An 18,129-nucleotide genomic window follows, 5' to 3' on the forward strand; every position below is an offset into this window, starting at 1 on the left:
CAACAGAAAACGTTAACTTGCGATCGCGTGACAAGCACGCTCCCACAGACATTGGACTGTCTCTTAGACAATCCGGTTTTGACTGATGGTTTCCGAGTAGAATTTGGCGCTCAGTTTTGGAGTACGTTCCAGTGTATCGAAATCTACATACACCATGCCGAAGCGAGTATCGTATCCGTCGCACCATTCGAAATTGTCCATCATACTCCAGAGGTAGTAGCCTTTGACCGGGTACCCTTCGGAAGTGGCTCGGTGAAGTCCTTTGAGATATTGACGCAGGTAGAGGACACGTTCGATGTCCATAACTCGGCCTTTCTCGTCGATGAAATCTCTGGCGGAACATCCGCTCTCTGCGATGTACATTGGTCGATCTCCCCAATGTTCAGCTGAAAAGCGTGGTGCCCAGTAGAGGGAATCCGGAACGATGCGAATCCATGGCTCGGACATCGAAGGATAGGTTTCATGGAACTTAATGATTTCGTATCCTTTAGGCTCGTCCGAGTGGGTGACATAGTCACCGGTATAGATGTTCATGCCTAGGAAGTCCGTTGGAGCGGAGATAATGTCGAAGTCGCCGGCTTCGACAGTTGGGGCATCTTCACCTTCCGCCTCAAGGTAGGAATCTGGATACGCTCCTTCCATGATTGGCGTGATGTAGCGACCATTCTCTTCGCGAAAGGCTTTGCTCGCGGCCAGAATGTTCTCCTCGCTTTCGAAGACTGGGATGAATGGTTTGATGTTCTCAACCAAACCGACCTGTGCTTTTGGTGCGCTGGCTCGAAGTCCTGCCAGGGCGTAACCATGGCCGAGCAAACCATTATGGCAGGTTTGGTTCATCACTTTTCGGCTTTCTACGCGACCTGGTGCGAAGTGGCCGATTCCGTAGCATCGCTCGGTAAAATTGAAGAACTCGTTGATTGTGAAGAAACGGTCAACTCGATCGCCCAAGCGTTTACCCACCCACTCGGCGAAGTCGCCGAGTCGCTTTGAAGTTTCACGGCTCGTCCATCCTCCGAACTTGTCCTCCAGAGCTTGAGGTAGATCCCAGTGGAAGAGGGTGACGGCGGGGTTGATCCCAGCTGCGAGGAGCTCGTCTACGAGTCGATCGTAGAAGGCAGCTCCGGCTTCGTTTAGTTCGGAGTCTCCATTGGGAAAAATGCGAGACCAGGAAAGGGAGAAACGGTAGGTTTGGATACCGAGGCTCTTTAGAAGGGCGACATCCTCCTTGTAGCGGTTATAGTGGTCGCAGGCGACCAAACCTGTGCTTGCGTCGCGAATACGATCCGGTTGTTCGCAGAATGTATCCCAGACCGAGGGACCACGTCCGTCTTGCTTGCCGCCGCCTTCGATTTGAAAGGCTGATGTGGCGGTACCCCATTCGAATCCCTTGGGAAAAGTGTAAGTTTGAGAATTGTTCATTTGTGAGTGTTTTCTTGCCCGATAGTCGCTTGGACCTCCACGACTGAGTCCTTTACTGCGATTGGTATGAGGTTTCCGTCGACGGTTTTGCCCTCAACGATGAGTTAAATTCGAGAAGGTACGCTGGCTGACAGCAATTCATTTTAGAAAGTGTTGTTGCGAGGTTAAACCGTTAGGCGTTAAGCGGTTCAAAATGATCAAAACTTAATTCGTTAATCTGTTGTCACCTTTTCCAAGCTTTCGCTTTTATCCACTCGGAAATTGAACTGGATTTAACGGGAACAGTCAGGCGGCGTTTGACCTTGATGGGTGTTGTCGAGAATTTTGCTCCAGCGGTAAGTCCGCTAGACTAAGGATACGCACATGAACATTGGATTGATCGGCATCGTTAAAGACGACCTCGAAAACGACTTCTTCGGGACGGTTGTTCGCTTGCGAGAAATTGGATACGAAGGTATCGAACATGGCGAAGGGCTGCTCAAGAAACTGGATGTTGATGGCTCCGAATTCAAAGGGCGAATGTCCGAAATAGGGATGAGCTCAATTGCCTACCACACGACGAAATATAGCTTTCAGGACGGCAATGAAGCCTTGTTGGATGAAGCAGAGTCAATGGGGGTAGAAAGAGTTTGCATGGCTTGGGGACCTGCTGAGTCGAGCGCTGAGATCAGTGAGGATGCTGAGTTGTATAACAAAATTGGCCAGGCATGCGTTGATCGCGGGATGATGCTCACTTATCACAATCACGACCATGAGTTCGCTCATCCGTCGGACTGTAGTATGAGCTATTTGGATATGTTAATGTCCGCGACTAATCCCGAGTTGGTGCACTTGCATCTGGACGTTGCTTGGTGCCTGTTCGGGGGCCAGGATCCTGTTGAGTACATCAAACGCTATTCGAGAAGGATTTCCGTCCTTCATATGAAGGATCTCAAGCGGCTGGAGGAGGGCTGTTCTGAGGCGAAAGGAGATCGTGAGAGTGCTCAGTTCACCGAGGTTGGAGAGGGGATCGTCCCTGTCGACAGTATCCTAGACGCCGCTAAGACATGTAACGCTTCATGGCTTGTTGTTGAGCAAGATCGGTTGGGCGATTTGCCTGCTTGGGAAAGTGTTTCCCTGAGCTTTGAGAATCTTAAATCTAAGGCTCTCGAGAAGCAGCTGACGCGGAGCATGGTTTAGTTTTGTTGTCTGGCCGCGACGAGGCTCAGATCTAGTCGATCTCCGGTTTTAATGGCACGGTTGCTCCGTCCAGCCATTTTCCTCGAATAGAAACGGACTTGGGTAAATCTGGAATTCCGTGTTCGTTTCGGTACATTTGACTTACGACCAAATCGATTGCCGCTGCGGCGATCTGTTCGCTCCGTTGATCAATGCCCGCGATAGCAGAGTTTCCATCGACCGCTACCAAGCTAGCAAATGAGATTTGATCAGGAACTGGAATACCCTGTTTTAGCAAGGCGTTGTAGTAGAAAAGCGAGTTACTGACGATAGCGTCCGGCTTTTCTCGTCTTATGTATTCAATAAATGGTTTCGTCTGCCACTCACTGTTTACGAATGGCTGCATCTTAATGCCTCTGAGCATGTGCCACCGAAGGTAGGAGCCCATCCAGCGTGAGCCGATTCTCGCTTGTTCGTCGTCCCAAGTGCAGTAGCTAATCCGCTTGCACCCCCGGCTGGCGAGTTGGTCGAGAGCTAGCTCCATGCTCTGAAAATAGTCAGGAGAAGCACGATGAAGATCTGGGGAGCGTAAACTTGGATCCACCGTAGCGGAGGCGATGTGCGATAGATCGAGTTCTTCCAGACTGAAATCTGATCTGACCGGGAGAACCAGGATCCCCTGGAAAGAACGGGCACGAATAACCCGATTTACTGCAGAGAGCGAAAAGTCTAACTCGTGTAGCTTGATCAAATCTGTTCCGTAACCAAGGTCTGCAGCCCTGCGTGTTGCCCCTTCGTAGTAGGGGTTATAGGCATTCAAGTCGTTCTTATCTAAGCAGTGGAGAATGCAGATGGTGGCGTGAATAGGTGATCGCCTATAGCCACGGATTTGTGATGTAAGAGCGGATACGAGTGGATTGGGGCGGTAGTCCAGTTTGTCTGCCGCTTCTCTAACCTTCGACTTTACTGCTTCGGAGATCCTAGGATCATTGCGCAGTGCCCGAGATACCGTGGGCTGGGAGACGCCGGCTAATTTCGCAACGTCGACCATCGTCACTGGCTGTAGTGGATTTTTCTTCTCTTTTCCCATCTATCCAGAGTTTGATGCATAGTTATGCATCGGTATGCATAACGTGTCAATTGTGTCTGGGAACCCATTTGTGAAGTCTTTGGGCGATCCTCGAATAGGCAGGACGAAACCCAAAACCTCCCCAGATATGGTTACTACAAACGAGCGCATTTCCAATGGCCGGATAACGATCGCTGACATTGCTCGGCAAGCTGGCGTTTCCAAGGCGACTGTCTCTATGGCTTTGAGAGGGATGCCGGAGATTCGGAACGAAACGCGTGACCGGATTAACAAGTTGGCGAAAGAGATGGGCTACCGTGCAGATCCGTCCCTGTCCAAGATTGCGGCGTCCCGCTGGCGGAATCGTCAGGCCCAGCAAGGGAGCATGCTGGCCATGATCGATTTAGTGGATTCCTCCTCTGAGCAGCCTGACGATGAGTGTTTGTTATCTGGAGCGAAGGAAAGAGCGGATGAGCTAGGGTATGGATTCGAAAGCTTCAAGGTCGCTTCTGAACGTGAGTTGAGCTCCCTCTCGCGCGTTCTGTATCATCGCGGAGTTGAAGGGGTGGTTATCAACGTTTCAGGAAACATCCCGTACTTGGACCAGTTTCCATGGCAACGGTTCTCGTGTGTTATGCTTGGGGGGAACCGGGACGTGAATGGTATTAACAGTGTCGATACGGATGAAAGGTCGGAGCTTTCCATCGCTCTAAACAATGTGTTTGAAAAGGGTTACAAGCGCGTCGGCCTTGTATTATCGGGTGACAGCTTAAGTTTGGAACGGGATTTTGTTCTGAAGGGAGCATTCGAGGGTGTGATGCGCAAACGTTTTGGATCTGAGGCAATCGCTCCTGTCTTGATGCTATCGGATGAGGATTCGATTGATCTCGGAAAGTGGGCTAAGGAGCAAAACCTGGATGTTGTTATCGCTTACGATGACGACGTTTTTGGCGCGATTGAAAACACTGGAGTCGGATTTGTCAGCCTCCGTACTGCCCGTAAGGATGGGGCTGTTGCTGGAATTTCCGATGTGTCCCGTCGTGTCGGAAAGGTCGGAGTCGATAGTTTGGACCAGCTTGTGAGAGTTGGAAACAAAGGCCTCAGCCAGGAATCGGTTTGCTGCAGTGTATCCGGCTCTTGGATGGATGGGCGGTCTTTGGATTAGTTTAACAGGATCAGATTTGGGTCCGTTGAATAGAAGAAGAGATTAAGATTTATTGTAATATGGATTTTCCAGTTAAAGTAGGAATCGTTGGCTGCGGAAAGATCGCGCCTGCGTACATCGAGAACCTCAAAGGAAATTTGAGTGGAAGCGTAGAGATCGTCGCTTGTTCTGACCTAGATGCGGAACACACGCGGGCTTTCGCGGAAGAGCATGGAATCCCTAAAGCATGCTCCACGGAGGAGTTGCTGGCCATTGACGAGATTGAAATCGCACTCAATTTGACTCCTGCGCCCGCACACTATGTGTTGAGCAAAATGATTCTAAACGCGGGGAAGCACCTTTTCACCGAGAAGCCACTCAGTGTTGATCTTGTTGAAGCTCGTGAACTGCTCTCGATCGCAAAGGAAAAGGGACTCCTGCTCGCAGGTGCTGCGGATACCTTCTTGGGAGGTGGTCTTCAGCTTTGCCGTAAAATGATCGAAGAGGGCAAGATTGGTGAGGCCATTGCAGCGAACTGTGTCGTGACTGTTCCATTGCGTGAAGATCGCCGTTACCATGAGGTCTTCAAGGGTGCGAATCTCGATCTCGGCCCCTACTATGTTGCAGCTTTGGTTCACCTGTTTGGCCCAGTTGAAAAGGTGAGTGCTCGAGCTCCGAAACGTTTTCCAAGCAAGACTGATGCTGCTACGGGTGAAACCTTTGATGTCGAGTATCCGAGTACAGTGAGCGCCGTTTTCGAGTTTGGCAATGGATTGACTAGCACTTATATCGCTACGCAAGACGTGCACGGTTACTATCCGCGTATCGAAGTTCTGGGAACGGGCGGGAAGTTGACTCTGAACGATGCAAATTTCTACACCGGTGATGTCATCCTCGATAGTTATACCGATCCCGGGACTATTGTACCGTCAGAAGAGGATGGATACGTTACCTTGAAGCGTGGCTTGGGAGTCGCCGAAATGGCGCTTGCTCTCAGAGAAAAGCGTGAGCCACTTGCGAGTGGAGAGTTGATGTACCATGTTCTTGAGGTGCTTCACGCTGTTTTTGATTCAGCGGCATCTGGGCAAGCGGTTGAAATCGACTCACGACCGGAGCAACCTCAGCCATTTAGTTTAGAGGCGGTGAACACGATCCGTTCTGAAGTGGCGGCCCAGTAGTTCTGGTCGCGGCACTTCAAAGAGGCTTTCTGAATACCTGCTTGTTTTAAGCAGGTATTTTTGTGTCTAAAGGATCGTTGCTAAAGCTGCGTTGAACTCCGTTGATAGAGCATTTTTCTTATGACTAGGCGCGAGGTAGGGCTGACTGGCCCAGTCAGCCGCAATGCAGGTTCAAGGCTCCACGGCGGCCTTCCTCCTTCGCCAAGGTTGCGGCGGGACGCAGACGGCGAGGGCGCCCTACCTTCCGATCTTAGGAAGAGTACGACAATTCAAAAGAAAGCGCTTTAGGTGCGGAATGAGATGAAACTTTTGCGGCAACGACAGAGCGTTGCCCTCCTGTTTCGTTAGTCGACGAGGTTCGCTTTCGCGTAGTCGAAACTCTTTTTGAGCGAATCGAAGGGATCGCCAGGGCAGACGTCTTGCTCGATGATGAATGTCGAGCAGCCGCTTGCTTCTGCGGCGGCGATGATGCTTTTGAAATCCAGGTTCCCGGAACCGATCTCGCCCATAGTTGAGTCGTTACCTTCGTATACGGTCATGTCCTTGAGGTGCAGAGTAGGAAGGCGACCCTTCATGTTCTGGCACCATTTTACTGGATCACTCCCACCTCTCTGCACCCAGTAGGTATCAAGTTCCGCTTGTAACGCGGTTGGGTCCGTTTCGGCGAAGATCTGTTCAAGGATGCTTCTTCCATCATACCTTTTAAACTCTAAGGCGTGATTGTGATAGAGGAGAGTGATACCGGCAGCGTTGTAAGTCTTACCGGCATTGTTGAGTCGATCTATGAGTTTTTGGATACTCGCGGTAGACTCGAAATCGGTATCATGCGGGTAGGCGTAGACTATGTGGCGGACTCCGATCTGTTTGGCTTTTTCGATAACGGTTTCTGGATCGTCGAGCGTATCTTCTAGCCCAAGGTGGGCCGAGGTGATTCTCAGTCCGTATTCATTACAGATGCTGACTGCGGTTGCCGGGGAGATCTCATCGTTGGGAACTCCTGCTAGCTCGACTGCTTGGAACCCGATTTTTGCAAGCTTCTCACAGCTCTCTCGGAAGCCTTTCTCTGTTTTTATGAAATCTCTGATCGTGTAGGTGATCGCTGCGACTTGGTCTAGTTTCATTGGAATGGATGTTGTTTGTTTTTTAAAGCTTAGTGGACTTGGTGGTTTAGTCGTGTGACTGCTTGTGCAGATAGCAGATCGCTTTGGTGATGTGAATGTAAGGAGAACTCCAATACTCTTGAGTGCTCCACCAGATAGCGGTGGATTGTTCCAAGTAGGGTTTGTCCTCTACGTCTCCAATATACCCGTTGAGCGCTCCGTCTGGAATTTGGGGTGTATCCAATCCGAAGGGTATTGGCTGACGGTAGCCGATGCCGTCGAATAGCGAGGCGTTGTTGGGGTTGTGCCCTAGCATCCAGTGGATGCACTTGTGGGCCGCTTGTTGCCAATCCGTTCGCTTGAAAAACTTGCCGGCCTTTGCGAGAGTGTGTGCGTGACTAGCGATCACACCGTTCAATCCGTGAGCCATGTCGAGCTTGTTGAATGGTGGCATGAATGTACGTATCCAGCGATTGGATCCTGCAGGTCGGAATGATTGGAAGTCTGGTTTGTCTGGTTTTAGGAAAACTCCGTAAGGTACAAGCTCGAAGGGATTGCTTTGCATGTCTGCGAGCAGATACAAATCGCAATAACGTTCGATGGATGCTTGGCACTTAGAGATGATGTCAGCGGGAAGGTCGATATTGTCACGCAGTTCCCAAGCTCTCAGAATGGCTAGGGGAGGATGCGTTGCAAAGGCGATGGATCGGAACGCGTCTTCTTTGCTTTCCTCGTAGAAGTAGCCGTTTATGAGCTCACTAGAGTTCGTTTCTTGGCGGGCCAAGAGCTCAGTAAGCATATCGAGAATCTCAGAGTTGGAGACGATCTCTACTCCGATGTTTTTAAGCTCGAGGGCTGCCCGAAGTCGAGCGGTGTGGAAAAGGGTACGCTTGTCACCCCAGGCGTTCGCTTTGCCGTATTTCCAAGCTCTTTGGGCGAGCTCGAGACATTTGCTGGCTTCGTTCTCCGGAAGAACGGTTGCTGTCAGGCACTGGGTGTGAACAAAGCCGAATTGGACGAGCGGATTGAGGGTTGTTCGGACCTGACGTTCATCGCCAGAGTTCGGGACATTGTCTGTGTTGCGACAATCACTGCCGTTAGCATTAAGCCCGGGGTGATTCTCAAACCACCAGCCCTCTGGATAAGTAAGGTTTTCAGAAGGGTAGATACCGCCCGCTACGTCTTCGTAAACGTGACCTTCCTCGGTGATCATCTTATGGAAGAAGCGATTACCCCAGCGGATTTCATCGAGAACCTCATCGGCCGCTGGACCTGCATCGGCGGGAGCGCCGTTTGCGAAATGGGTCTCGTGCAGGGTCACAAGGGAATCGAGATGGTACTGGATGAAGAAAAGCCATTTGCGTGAGTCGCCTGCATCATGCCATCCACCGGTGGCATCGAATGGAGTTCCATCTTCCAGAACTCCGTCGTCCGCGTGACAGAGAGGGTGTACACCAAACACTGAACACCCGCAGCGTTGACTCTTCAAAAAGCGAAGGTAGCCGAGTAGCAGACGATCGTAGACAGAGTCGCCGATAAGGAAGGGGACTGAGGTTTGGAAATCGGTATCGATCTGATATGTGCCTTCCGTTTCGAAATCAGAGAAATCGCCCTGCCAAAAGGTACCCCAACGTGATTCGATGCGTTTTAATTCTCCGGTGAAGAATATCTGGTCGGGATCGACCTGCTCAAGTAGTAGCCGACCGGATACTAGGTTGAATGGTGTCTGATAACCGGGTTCCGCTCCGGGAGGGAGCTTTTTTTCCCTGGGAAGGTTGTAGGCGTTCTTCCGAATGTAGAAGGGAATCGTTTCCGGGAAGTCGGTATTCCCGTCTTGAGGGACGAGTGTTATCTTCTTCGGTGAGTTGGGTTTGAAGCCAATGTGTGAGAGCGCGAGTTGAGGAGCGGAGGACATCGAGTGAAAACAGGAGGATTTAGTTGCGTGATTTTGGTGCGGCTGAGGCTTCTACATCGTAACTACCGTCGTAGCTCTTTCCCTGAATGTTCGAGCGACTGATTGTCAGTCCTTCGACGCCGGAGAGTTTAACGGATTCCGAGTTCTCCTTGGTTATCTTATCGATGGTAAGATTCTTGATCGATATGTTGCTAATCGGGCTTTCTGCCCAACCCTCGATAGTGATGCCTTTCGCTGCACGCTCGATATGGATGTTGGAGAGATGAATATCGCGGAAGATCGGAAAATGTGGGGCCGTGGTATTGCCGTCGTAGTTCGGGATAAGAGCGATCACATCTTGTCCGACGTCCTCTGCCCGAAGATCGTGCACGTAGAGCTGTTCCACTGTGCCCCCGCGGATGCGGCTGGATTTCACGAATACAGCCATTTTGATGCTTTGCACCGAATCGTTGTCAACGACATAGATGCGTCGAACATCGCCTGACATTTCGCTGCCGGCAGCGATGGCGTAGTGTCCTTTGAATACACAGCGGCGGACGACCACATCCTCGGTCGGACCGCCGAGTCGGCCATTCTTGATGTAAGAAGAGCTGATTTCTGGCGAATCGAGTTCTGTGCCTCTGATGTCGACTCCTTCGCGTCCTTCGCGGTCGCGGCCAGATTTAAGAACCACGTTGTCGTCGTGGTTGTTGAAGACCACATTCTCGATGAGGACGTTTCGGGACGAATCGACGTCTATTCCGTCATTGTTGACGTTCTGAGCATCGAAGAGTAGGCCGCGAAAGTGGACTTGCTCGGAGAAAACAGGATGAACCACCCAGAAGGGGGCGTCGGAGAATTTGATTCCGTCGACGAATACTCGCTTGCAGAGGAAGAGTTGGAGCATGGCAGGGCGTCTGTACCAGTTTTCTGGATGCGGAGACTTTCGTTCAATGAGCGGCGTTCCTGCGTTTCCTGCATCGCGAATATGTTCTGGTCCACCCATGCCGATCTCGTTTTGCCAGCGAAGCCACGCTTGGCCATCGCCTGTGACCTCGGGCATGGCTCCGTGACCGGCTGCAGCTTCTATTGCGACGTCTGTAGCGTTGAAGGCACGAATGAGGGGATGATGTCCGTAGAGGGTTGTTCCCTCGTGGCGTGTAATGACTCCCTTGCCGTTGTCAGTGTAGTCTTCAGGAGAACATTCGAAGAAGAGCTTGGTCGATTTATCGAGTAGGAGGCGTGTGTTGGAGTGGATCTCGATTCCACCTTTGATTCGATAGATTACGATCGGTTTTACCCAAGTCCATGCGCCTTCCGGGTGGCGAAGGTGTAGGGTGCCACCACCTTGTTTAGACAAGGTGTCGAGGGCTCCTTGAATTGCATTGCGGAAATCGTGGGTGCCTTGCCAATCGGGCGTAAGGCCGCTGAGTTCTATCAGGTCGAGGGTGTTCTCAGGAATTCGTGGAGCTTGGATGGAGGACTCTATACGCTCGATAGCGGTGGTGATGTGTGCTGGAGTTGAGCTCGTTGCGGTATCGACGTTCAGGATAAGGCGACGGTATGAGACTAGAGAAGGGGAACCGCTGTCGCGGACTTCGAGGATGACGTGTATAGACTTGCCTGATACGGTTTGAGGAAGAGTGATTGTAGCGACTGCTTGGTCGGCATTGTTTAATGGGAGGGTTGAGTCGATATCGCTCGCTTCTTGGTAGACCCACCATTTGTAGTGGAGAGTGTCTTCGTCAGGATCTGAGGATCCTTTGGCTGAGAGCGTGACGGTTTCTCCAACTTGAGCGGTTTGCGTGATGATCGCTTTGCTGGTGTCACCTTGAAGAACGGCGTGTGGATGGTGATTGGCTTCGGCGACGGCTTTTACGGCCCAATCAGCTCGGGCGGCAAAGTCGTTTTGGAAATGTTCCCGCCAGCGCCAGACGGTAGCTCGATGACTGGTGACACCGTCAACCTTGTCATAGAGGTCTTGGTAGTAATGATCTACCGAACCGTAGCGGCCACCCCAGCCGCCAAATCCCGGCGAGGAGGGATCCTGGAGTCCGTTTTGCAGAAAGTAGAAGAAGGAAGGCGTGTCGCCCTCCTTGATGCACATGTGAGGATTGTCTTGGGTCCACGCTTTGTCGGGGTAAAGCTCTCCAAGAGGGCCGTGGTTGGACTTTATATTCTCGTAGAGCCAGTCTTTGCTCAGTGTTTCGTAGGTTCCGCCCAGGAAGAGTCCTCGGTAGGCGGAATCGAAACTGCCACCTTCGCGCTTGTATCCAAAAACGTAGAACAAAGAAGGGAAGGTGTCACGTACCCAGTTGTTGGTGGAGTCTTGCTTGCCGATGGAGTAGACGCGGATTTTGGAGAGGAAGGTGTCGAGCTCGGCGGATGTTCGTGTTTCGCTGACTTTCCAGAGGGCTTGAGCGAAATCGCAAGCTCCACCCCAGATGGCGATGTCTAGCGGACGGTCGTCTTGACGGTCGATCAGCTCGATAAGGTATTCGGAACCAGCGGTGTCCTTGCTCGGGCCGATCGTGTTGAAAACTTCGGCTTTGGTTCCCCCCCAAGGGTTTCCCGGCTTTACAGCGTTTTTGAGCGTTTCGACTGAAGGGTAGTTTGAGTCATGAAGGCGAAGGTTAGGTAGGATCTTCCCATACCGTTCAATTGCGTCGTGAATGAGATCGTCGCGAATGACGGCTGCTTCGTGTTCGTAGTTGTTGTCGGCAGTGGCGATGATCGCCTCGATGTCGAACTCGTTGGCGTAGTGGAGGAGCCGTACGAGCGACTGAAGGTCGTCAGGGTCTTGCCCGATGTCTGTAAGGACCGCTAGGCGAGGTTTTGCGGTGGCGTTGACGATGGGAAGAAATGCCAAAGACAGGAGTAGGCGTGTAGCGAGTCTCATGGAGTGCATTTTGTAGCGTTGTTGTCCGTGTGTTCCGAGGAAAGTAGGGAGGGACTGGATTGACGCGTTAGAGGGTTTAAGTATGGGAGGAACTAACAAGCGGTACTAGAAGTAAACGTGCTCTATAGGTTAAACCGTTAAAATTTGGGGCATAACCGACGGCAGCAGAACGAGCGGTGTGGCGTCTTCTTAATGATAGAGCCCGCTGTCCCTAGCGGGCACACGGGGGTTGAAGAGGCTTTATGTCCATTGAGGACAATGGACGCTACCTCACTGGCTTCTGATAATCGTTTCGGACGTTCCGAAGCCTTCAGCTTTCGCTTGGATTCTTATCTCTCCAGGATGTCCGGGCTTTGCTTTGACGATTACCAAACAGAGCCCATTGAAGGCCGTCCGTTCATGGCTTGTGAAAGAAACGAGATTGCTCGGATCGCCATTATCGGTGGCGACGATTTCGCCGGGGCCAGAGATTGTGAAGCTGAGTGGTGTATTTGCATCGGGAACGAGCTGATTGTTGGCGTCGCGGAGTTCGACCGTGATGAATGAAAGGTCTCGCCCGTCGGCGGTGATTACGGATCGGTCTGCTTGCAGGTGGATCTGGGAGGCTGGGCCCGTTGTAGTGACTGTTGAGTTTGCCCATCGTTTTCCGTTCTTGTAGGCGATCGCTTCCAGGGTGCCCGGCGTGTACGCTACATTGTCCCAACGGAGGCGGTATTCATTTTGCGCCTTCCTCTTTCTGCCAAGTGACTCTCCGTTTAAGAACAGCTCAACTTCGTCTCCAGAAGTGAATACGTGCACCGGGGTGGTCTTACCCTTGCGGTCTGGCCAGTTCCAATGCGGTAGGATATGAACCATCGGGTGGTCTGGTCGCCAGGCTGCTTGGTAGAGATAGAAGCGGTCCTTCTTGAAACCGGCCAGATCGATCACGCCGAAGTAGGAGCTGCGAGAGAGGTAGTAGGGCGTTGGCTCGCCGAGATAGTCCCATCCGCTCCAGATGAATCCGCCTGCCACAAATGGATGGCGAGCGAGAGAGCCGAGCACTTTGTCAGCGGACGAACCAAAAGGCGCGGTGTAGAGCTCGTAGGAGCTCACATAGCCGTGTTTGCCGTTCCCGCCGGCTCCCTCTGCGACTGGAGCGCTGATACCCTTTGCCACAGGGAAAAGGTACTCTCCGCGGCTGCTCACGGCTGCCCCATTTTCGGAGCTCAAAATCAGCTTTTGTGGAAAGGTGTCATGAAACTGGGGATACATGGGAGCTGTATTGATCCCCTTCAGATGCGCGTAGGCAGGGGCATTGCGGATGCCTTCGCCCTGGTAGTTGAGGCTCACCGTATCCATCACGGCAGTGATAGGCATATGAGGTTTCGCGTAGTTGAAGGATGCTGCCGTGGGACGCGTTGGGTCTTCCTCTTTCACGATGTCGTGGAGGCGCTGAGCTACGGCAGCTCCAGCGTTCCCGGTGTATTGTTCGCCGACTTCGTTGCCTACACTCCACATGATGTTTGAAGGGTGGTTGCGGTCTCGTCGGATAAACGCTCGGAGATCGGGTTCGCTCCAATCCGGAAATATCAGGTGGAAATCGAGAGGTGTCTTCTTTCGCTCCCAGCAGTCGAAAATCTCATTCACCACGAGAAAGCCCATTCGGTCGCATAGCTCCAACAGTTCGCTGGCAGGCGGATTGTGGGCCATGCGAATCGCGTTGCAGCCCATTTCCCGGAGGAGCTCTAGTTGGCGCTTTGCCGCTCGTGTGTTGAAGGCCGCACCGAGGGCTCCGAGGTCGTGGTGCTGGTTTACGCCTTGAATGTAAACGTGCTCACCGTTGACGAACAAACCACGCTTGCTGTCGAAGTCTAAAGAGCGGATGCCAAATTTAGTTTCGTAGAGGTCGATGGTTTTACCGCCAAGGATGATCTTGCTTACGGCAAGATAGCGATTCGGCTGCTGTTGAGGATAGGGGCCCCAGAGTTTGGGGGATTCGATTTGAATGGAGTTATGCGATTTCGCACGTTCGCTGGCTGGGAGTCTGAGACTTTTCTCTGGAAAGGAGGCTACGGGCTTATCGGCAGGTTTGCCGAATTCATCCAGTTCGTAGATCTCATTTTCAATCGTTACTTCTTCAGAATCCTTGGAGTTGTTCTCAACCGTGACTTCCAGATCCACGATTGCGGATTCGGCGGAAACCTTCGGAGTCGTCACATAGGTGCCCCATTGAGCGATGTGTACTTTGTTGGTCTTAGTTAGCCAAACGTTCCGGTAAAGTCCGCCCCCTGGATACCAGCGAGAGGAGTGCGGTGGGTTGTCGAGGCGGATAGCCAGTTGATTTGGGCCGCCGAAGTTCACGTAGGGAGTGAGGTCGAGGCGGAAGGAAGCGTATCCGTAGGGCCAGCCGCCGACGAGCTGGTCATTGAGCCAGACCATGGCGTAGGACATAGCCCCGTCGATATCGAGGTAGATTGACTTGTCGGAATCGGATTTGGGCAGCTCCAGGTTCTTGCGGTACCAAGCGACTCCCGGACTTGGTAGGCGTCCCATACCACCGCCAACTTCACTGTCCCATCCTTCCTGAAACGGACCGGCAATCGCCCAGTCGTGTGGGAGGGTGACGGCTTGCCAGGACGTATCGTCGAAGCCGGGCTGGACGAATGGAAAGTCTCTACCCGGGCTACCTTCCGGGCGTTGGTGACGATTTTGTGGTGACTTTATGAAGTCGTTTGCGGAATGGACGGCTTGAGTACATCTTGGTTTGAATTGATCTCGACCGCGTCGGTGGGCTCTGTGTCAGCATCCTTGTCGTCTTTGGTGTCTGTGATTTCAGGACGGACGTCGTAGATGAGATCATCTGCATCCTCCAAAGATTCGTATTTCATAAAACGCCAGCCATCGTTGATGAGGATGCGTTCACGAGCGTGACTGTGCCCTGCAAGGAAGGGGAGAGTTGCGAGGGCGAGTAGGAGTAGCGTTCTTTGCAAGTGCATGGTTTGGCGAGTTTCGTAGGGGCTTTGCGTGAAACCCTAGAAACTGGCCAATGAGGTAAAATGCACTCGCTACGTTAATCCGTTTAGAGAGAGGCTCATCCCTGCGTCGTTTGCTCGCTTCTCCATTGGCGAGGGCTCAGACCGATCTTGCGTTTGAACATTCGGGAGAAGTGGAAGGGGTCGGAGTAGCCGAGAGCGTCGGAGATTTCGCTGATGCTGTCTTTGCGGGTGGAAAGCAGGTGTTTAGCTCGTTCGATTTTGCTATGCGTCAAATAGGCGACAGGTGCTTGACCGAAAGCTTTTTTGAACTGGGCGCAAAGATGGGGCACTGAGAGTTTGGCGATATCCGCTAGCTCTTGGAGGGTGGGGGTAAGTTGCGGTTGGGAGTCGATGGCTCTCTTGACGCGTTGGAGACGGGGATCGATCTCTTGCTTGCTAGTACTTGCACGGGCGATATCGATGAGTGCGTTTTCGACGTGATTCTTCTGTATTCGCGAGTCCGGTACGGACCATTTGGTCTCTTCTTGGTAGAGGCGATGCATGAGAGCGTCGGCTATGCTGCTTTGTTGGTAGGGGATCGGAGTGCGGGGAGAAAGGTTGTTTTCTTCGAGGAAAGTGGGGATCGCAGTCCCTTGTACATGCAGCCAAGAGTGATCCCATTCTACGATTCGAGATCCGTATATCTGCTCGGTTTTAGGCTCCCACACTACGAAGCTGTTTGGGGAAACGTGAACGCTGCCTTCTGCTGTACCAATTTGTGCTTCATCGTGGAAAAAGATGAACAACCACTCCTTTATTCCTGAGGAATAGTGCTGCAGACCTGTGGGCATACGTTCATGGATCCCAAAGGCGTGGAGCTGGAAATCCATAGTGTGGCCTCGGTTGCTCGAGGCGAGTTCTCGATATATAAAATTTTCCACAAAACATAAGATATGCTAGGTATTGCATAACTCAAGCTATGTTTCCCGTACGTCGTTTCTGTTAGTCTGGGGGGATGAAAACGGTACGAGTTGGAATCATGGGCAGCGGATTTATCGCTAAGATGCACGCTGCTAGGTTGAAGGACATCGAGGGTGTCCAGATTGTAGGAATCGTCGACTGCAACTCAGAGTTGGCCAACGCGATGGCGACTGAGTTAGAGCTTGAGGCCTCTATATTCGAAACGGTTGACGCAATGCTTGATGCTGATCTGTCGCTGGATGCGGTCTATTTTTGTGTCCCTCCTTTCGTTCACAATGGCGAAGTCGAGAGTGTCGCTGCAAAGGGGATCCACGTCTTTCTCGAAAAGCCGATCGCCTTGGACTCCGAAAAGGCGAGCTCTATGGTCGAGGCGATTGAGAAGGCCGGAGTAGTCAGTCAGGTCGGTTTCATGATGCGTTTCCGCAAGTCGGTGCAGCTGCTTAAGAAGAAAATCGAAAGTGGTGAAGCGGGACCGGCGACTCTCTTCAGCGGTCGATTCTGGGTGAATATGGATGGCGCTCCTTGGTGGCGTGATATCAAGGGCTCCGGTGGACAAGTGTTCGAGCAAGTGATTCACCTCTACGATCTGGCTTTGTATTTGTGCGATGGAGACGTTGAGTCAGCTATGGGAGCTTTGAGTAACCAGCTTCATCAGGGGCGTGATGACTATTCCATCGAAGATACTAGTGCGGGGATTTTAAAATTCTCCACAGGGGCGATCGCCACTATCTCCGGCAGCAATTGTGCAGTGGATATGCGTTTCTTTGGTGACTTCCAAGTCGCCTGTGGAGGAACGAGCTTGGAATATCAATGCTCTGGACAGCCGTGGGTGGAAGCGGACAAAGCGACTTTGTACGGTCCAGATGGAGCTGCGGAAACGATTGTAGAAGACGACGACAGCTTTGCTGCTGAAAGTGCTCATTTCATCGAGTGCATTCGGGAAGGGAAGCAGACGCTCTGTCCGGCCCGTGATGGCTTGCGTGCGATTCAAGTCGTTGAGCAAGTCCTTCAGGCCGCGAATTCGTAATCAAAATTTAAATCACAAAACACACCGAATCATGAATCTTCTAATCAACTTGCCATCTGGATTTTTTAGCCACGCCAACCTTGCTCCTCGCTTTGCCAAACTAAAGGAACGTTTCGACGTGAGGGAGCGTTCTCACAACACCGCTGAGGAGATTGCCGAAGACCTCAAGTGGGCGGATGCTGTAATCATGTGGTCTTGGCCCGTGCTTGATGATGAACTTCTAGATGCGTCGGGAGAATTTAAATACATAGGTCAAATCGATGTGTCGCAGAAAGGGGCGACGTGTACGTTGAAGCGGAATATCCCGCTTTCGTGTTCGCGCTCAGGTTTCTCGCCAGCGGTAGCCGAAATGGCCTTAGGATTGATTTTAAACGGGCTGCGTCGCATCTCCGACTACCATGGAGCGATGCGTAGCTCCAGTGAATCCTGGGTGGAAGCCTTTCCGGACGACATTGATGTGCGCGAACGCCAATTGTCGGGAGCGTCAGTTGGAATCATCGGTTTTGGAAAGGTCGGCCAGCGACTCGGTGAGCTGCTCGCTCCATTTGGCGTGTCCCTGAATGTGTACGATCCCTATGTTCCGGAAGCAGTTGTATCCAAATTTGAGGCTCAATCTGTTTCTTTGGATGAACTTGTGGAGGGGAGCGAAGTGGTTGTTCTCTGTGCGGCGAGTAACGATGGGACGGATAAGCTCATTAATGCGGATCGCATCGGAAAGCTACAGAAGGATTCGCTCTTCGTGAACGTGGCTCGTGCGAGCTTGGTCGACTATGCTGCTTTGGCGGAACGGCTGGAGAAGGGCGATATGCAAGCCGCCTTGGATGTTTTCGAAGTCGAGCCGCTGGAGGCGGACTCGAAGCTTCGCAGTTTACCAAACGCGTATCTGACTCCCCACCGTGCGGGCGGTGTGATCGCTTCAGTAGAGCGCAATATCGATTGGCTGATCGAGGACATGGATCGTGTGTTGGCAGGTGAATCCCAGAAGTATCCGATCGTAGAGGCGATGATTCCATCGCTTGATGCGTAAGTGAAGAGTTCCTCCGGACCCGTTGCAGACGTTAGGGCGTGTCTTTACATGAGCTCAAAGCTGGCAGGAACCCATTTTTCGAAGAACAAGGCGGCCAAATGGCGGCTGGGCCGAGGCCCTGTCCCATTTGGCGAACGCAGTTCCTCGAAAAATGAGTCCTGTCGCGAAGCGATTCGGCCCAAATCGAAGGTCGCGGCGTCCGCCAAAGCCATCCGACACTTGTGTCGCAAGGCTTTGGCAGCCTTGCGCTGCTTCGATTTGGGCTCGAACCAGCAAAGA

12 protein-coding genes and 1 pseudogene are annotated in these 18,129 nt (G+C 52.2%); 5 read left to right on the top strand and 8 right to left on the bottom strand.

The window, feature by feature from the left end:
• Positions 1-63: 63 nt before the first annotated feature.
• Entirely contained in the window at positions 64-1,419 is a 1,356-nt protein-coding gene (locus tag JIN87_RS26370) for a GH1 family beta-glucosidase (RefSeq protein ID WP_200359401.1), read from the bottom strand.
• 363 nt (positions 1,420-1,782) lie between these two features.
• Here JIN87_RS26370 and JIN87_RS26375 point away from each other — a divergent pair, with 363 nt between their 5' ends.
• Positions 1,783-2,598: a sugar phosphate isomerase/epimerase family protein gene (locus tag JIN87_RS26375; RefSeq protein ID WP_200359403.1), complete on the top strand. Its 816-nt coding sequence runs from the start codon at positions 1,783-1,785 to the stop codon at positions 2,596-2,598.
• Positions 2,599-2,629: 31 nt separating this feature from the next.
• On the opposite strand, the gene JIN87_RS26380 is transcribed toward JIN87_RS26375, so the two are convergent.
• Positions 2,630-3,667 carry a LacI family DNA-binding transcriptional regulator gene (locus JIN87_RS26380; RefSeq protein WP_200359405.1) on the bottom strand — a complete coding sequence of 346 codons (1,038 nt, stop codon included), beginning with the start codon at positions 3,665-3,667 and terminating at the stop codon, positions 2,630-2,632.
• 127 nt (positions 3,668-3,794) lie between these two features.
• On the opposite strand from JIN87_RS26380, the gene JIN87_RS26385 reads away from it, so the two are divergent.
• Both JIN87_RS26385 and JIN87_RS26390 read left to right on the top strand, forming a co-directional pair.
• Entirely contained in the window at positions 3,795-4,811 is a 1,017-nt protein-coding gene (locus tag JIN87_RS26385; RefSeq protein ID WP_200359407.1) for a LacI family DNA-binding transcriptional regulator, read from the top strand.
• 59 nt (positions 4,812-4,870) lie between these two features.
• Positions 4,871-5,968: a Gfo/Idh/MocA family protein gene (locus JIN87_RS26390; protein ID WP_200359409.1), complete on the top strand. Its 1,098-nt coding sequence runs from the start codon at positions 4,871-4,873 to the stop codon at positions 5,966-5,968.
• 344 nt (positions 5,969-6,312) lie between these two features.
• Here the strand turns inward: JIN87_RS26390 and JIN87_RS26395 are convergent, their stop codons facing one another.
• The 5 genes and pseudogenes from JIN87_RS26395 to JIN87_RS26420 all read right to left on the bottom strand — a co-directional run bounded on the left by JIN87_RS26395 (position 6,313) and on the right by JIN87_RS26420 (position 15,705).
• Positions 6,313-7,089 (bottom strand): sugar phosphate isomerase/epimerase family protein, encoded by a 777-nt coding sequence (locus JIN87_RS26395; protein WP_200359411.1) that lies wholly within the window; start codon positions 7,087-7,089, stop codon positions 6,313-6,315.
• A 46-nt stretch (positions 7,090-7,135) separates the two neighbouring features.
• Entirely contained in the window at positions 7,136-8,983 is a 1,848-nt protein-coding gene (locus JIN87_RS26400) for a glycoside hydrolase family 9 protein (RefSeq protein WP_200359413.1), read from the bottom strand.
• A gap of 19 nt (positions 8,984-9,002) precedes the next feature.
• On the bottom strand, positions 9,003-11,861 hold the full coding sequence (locus JIN87_RS26405) for a nucleoside hydrolase-like domain-containing protein (protein ID WP_200359415.1): 2,859 nt from the start codon (positions 11,859-11,861) through the stop codon (positions 9,003-9,005).
• Positions 11,862-12,131: 270 nt separating this feature from the next.
• A pseudogene (gene galB, locus JIN87_RS28865) lies at positions 12,132-14,836 on the bottom strand (beta-galactosidase GalB).
• A gap of 95 nt (positions 14,837-14,931) precedes the next feature.
• A complete protein-coding gene (locus JIN87_RS26420) occupies positions 14,932-15,705 on the bottom strand; it encodes a helix-turn-helix domain-containing protein (protein WP_200359421.1) in 774 nt (257 codons plus the stop codon).
• Between the two features lie 125 nt (positions 15,706-15,830).
• Between JIN87_RS26420 and JIN87_RS26425 the strand changes: the two genes are divergently transcribed.
• Complete coding sequence (locus JIN87_RS26425; RefSeq protein WP_200359423.1) at positions 15,831-16,823, top strand: Gfo/Idh/MocA family protein; 993 nt, start codon at positions 15,831-15,833, stop codon at positions 16,821-16,823.
• A 31-nt stretch (positions 16,824-16,854) separates the two neighbouring features.
• Positions 16,855-17,850 (top strand): NAD(P)-dependent oxidoreductase, encoded by a 996-nt coding sequence (locus tag JIN87_RS26430; protein ID WP_200359425.1) that lies wholly within the window; start codon positions 16,855-16,857, stop codon positions 17,848-17,850.
• Positions 17,851-17,894: 44 nt separating this feature from the next.
• Here the strand turns inward: JIN87_RS26430 and JIN87_RS28470 are convergent.
• Positions 17,895-18,129, bottom strand: a 235-nt coding sequence (locus tag JIN87_RS28470) for a hypothetical protein (RefSeq protein ID WP_234033635.1), incomplete at its 5' end; no start/stop codon positions are given.

Origin of the sequence: Pelagicoccus mobilis (genome assembly GCF_016595505.1) — a bacterium.
GTDB lineage: Bacteria > Verrucomicrobiota > Verrucomicrobiia > Opitutales > Opitutaceae > Pelagicoccus > Pelagicoccus mobilis.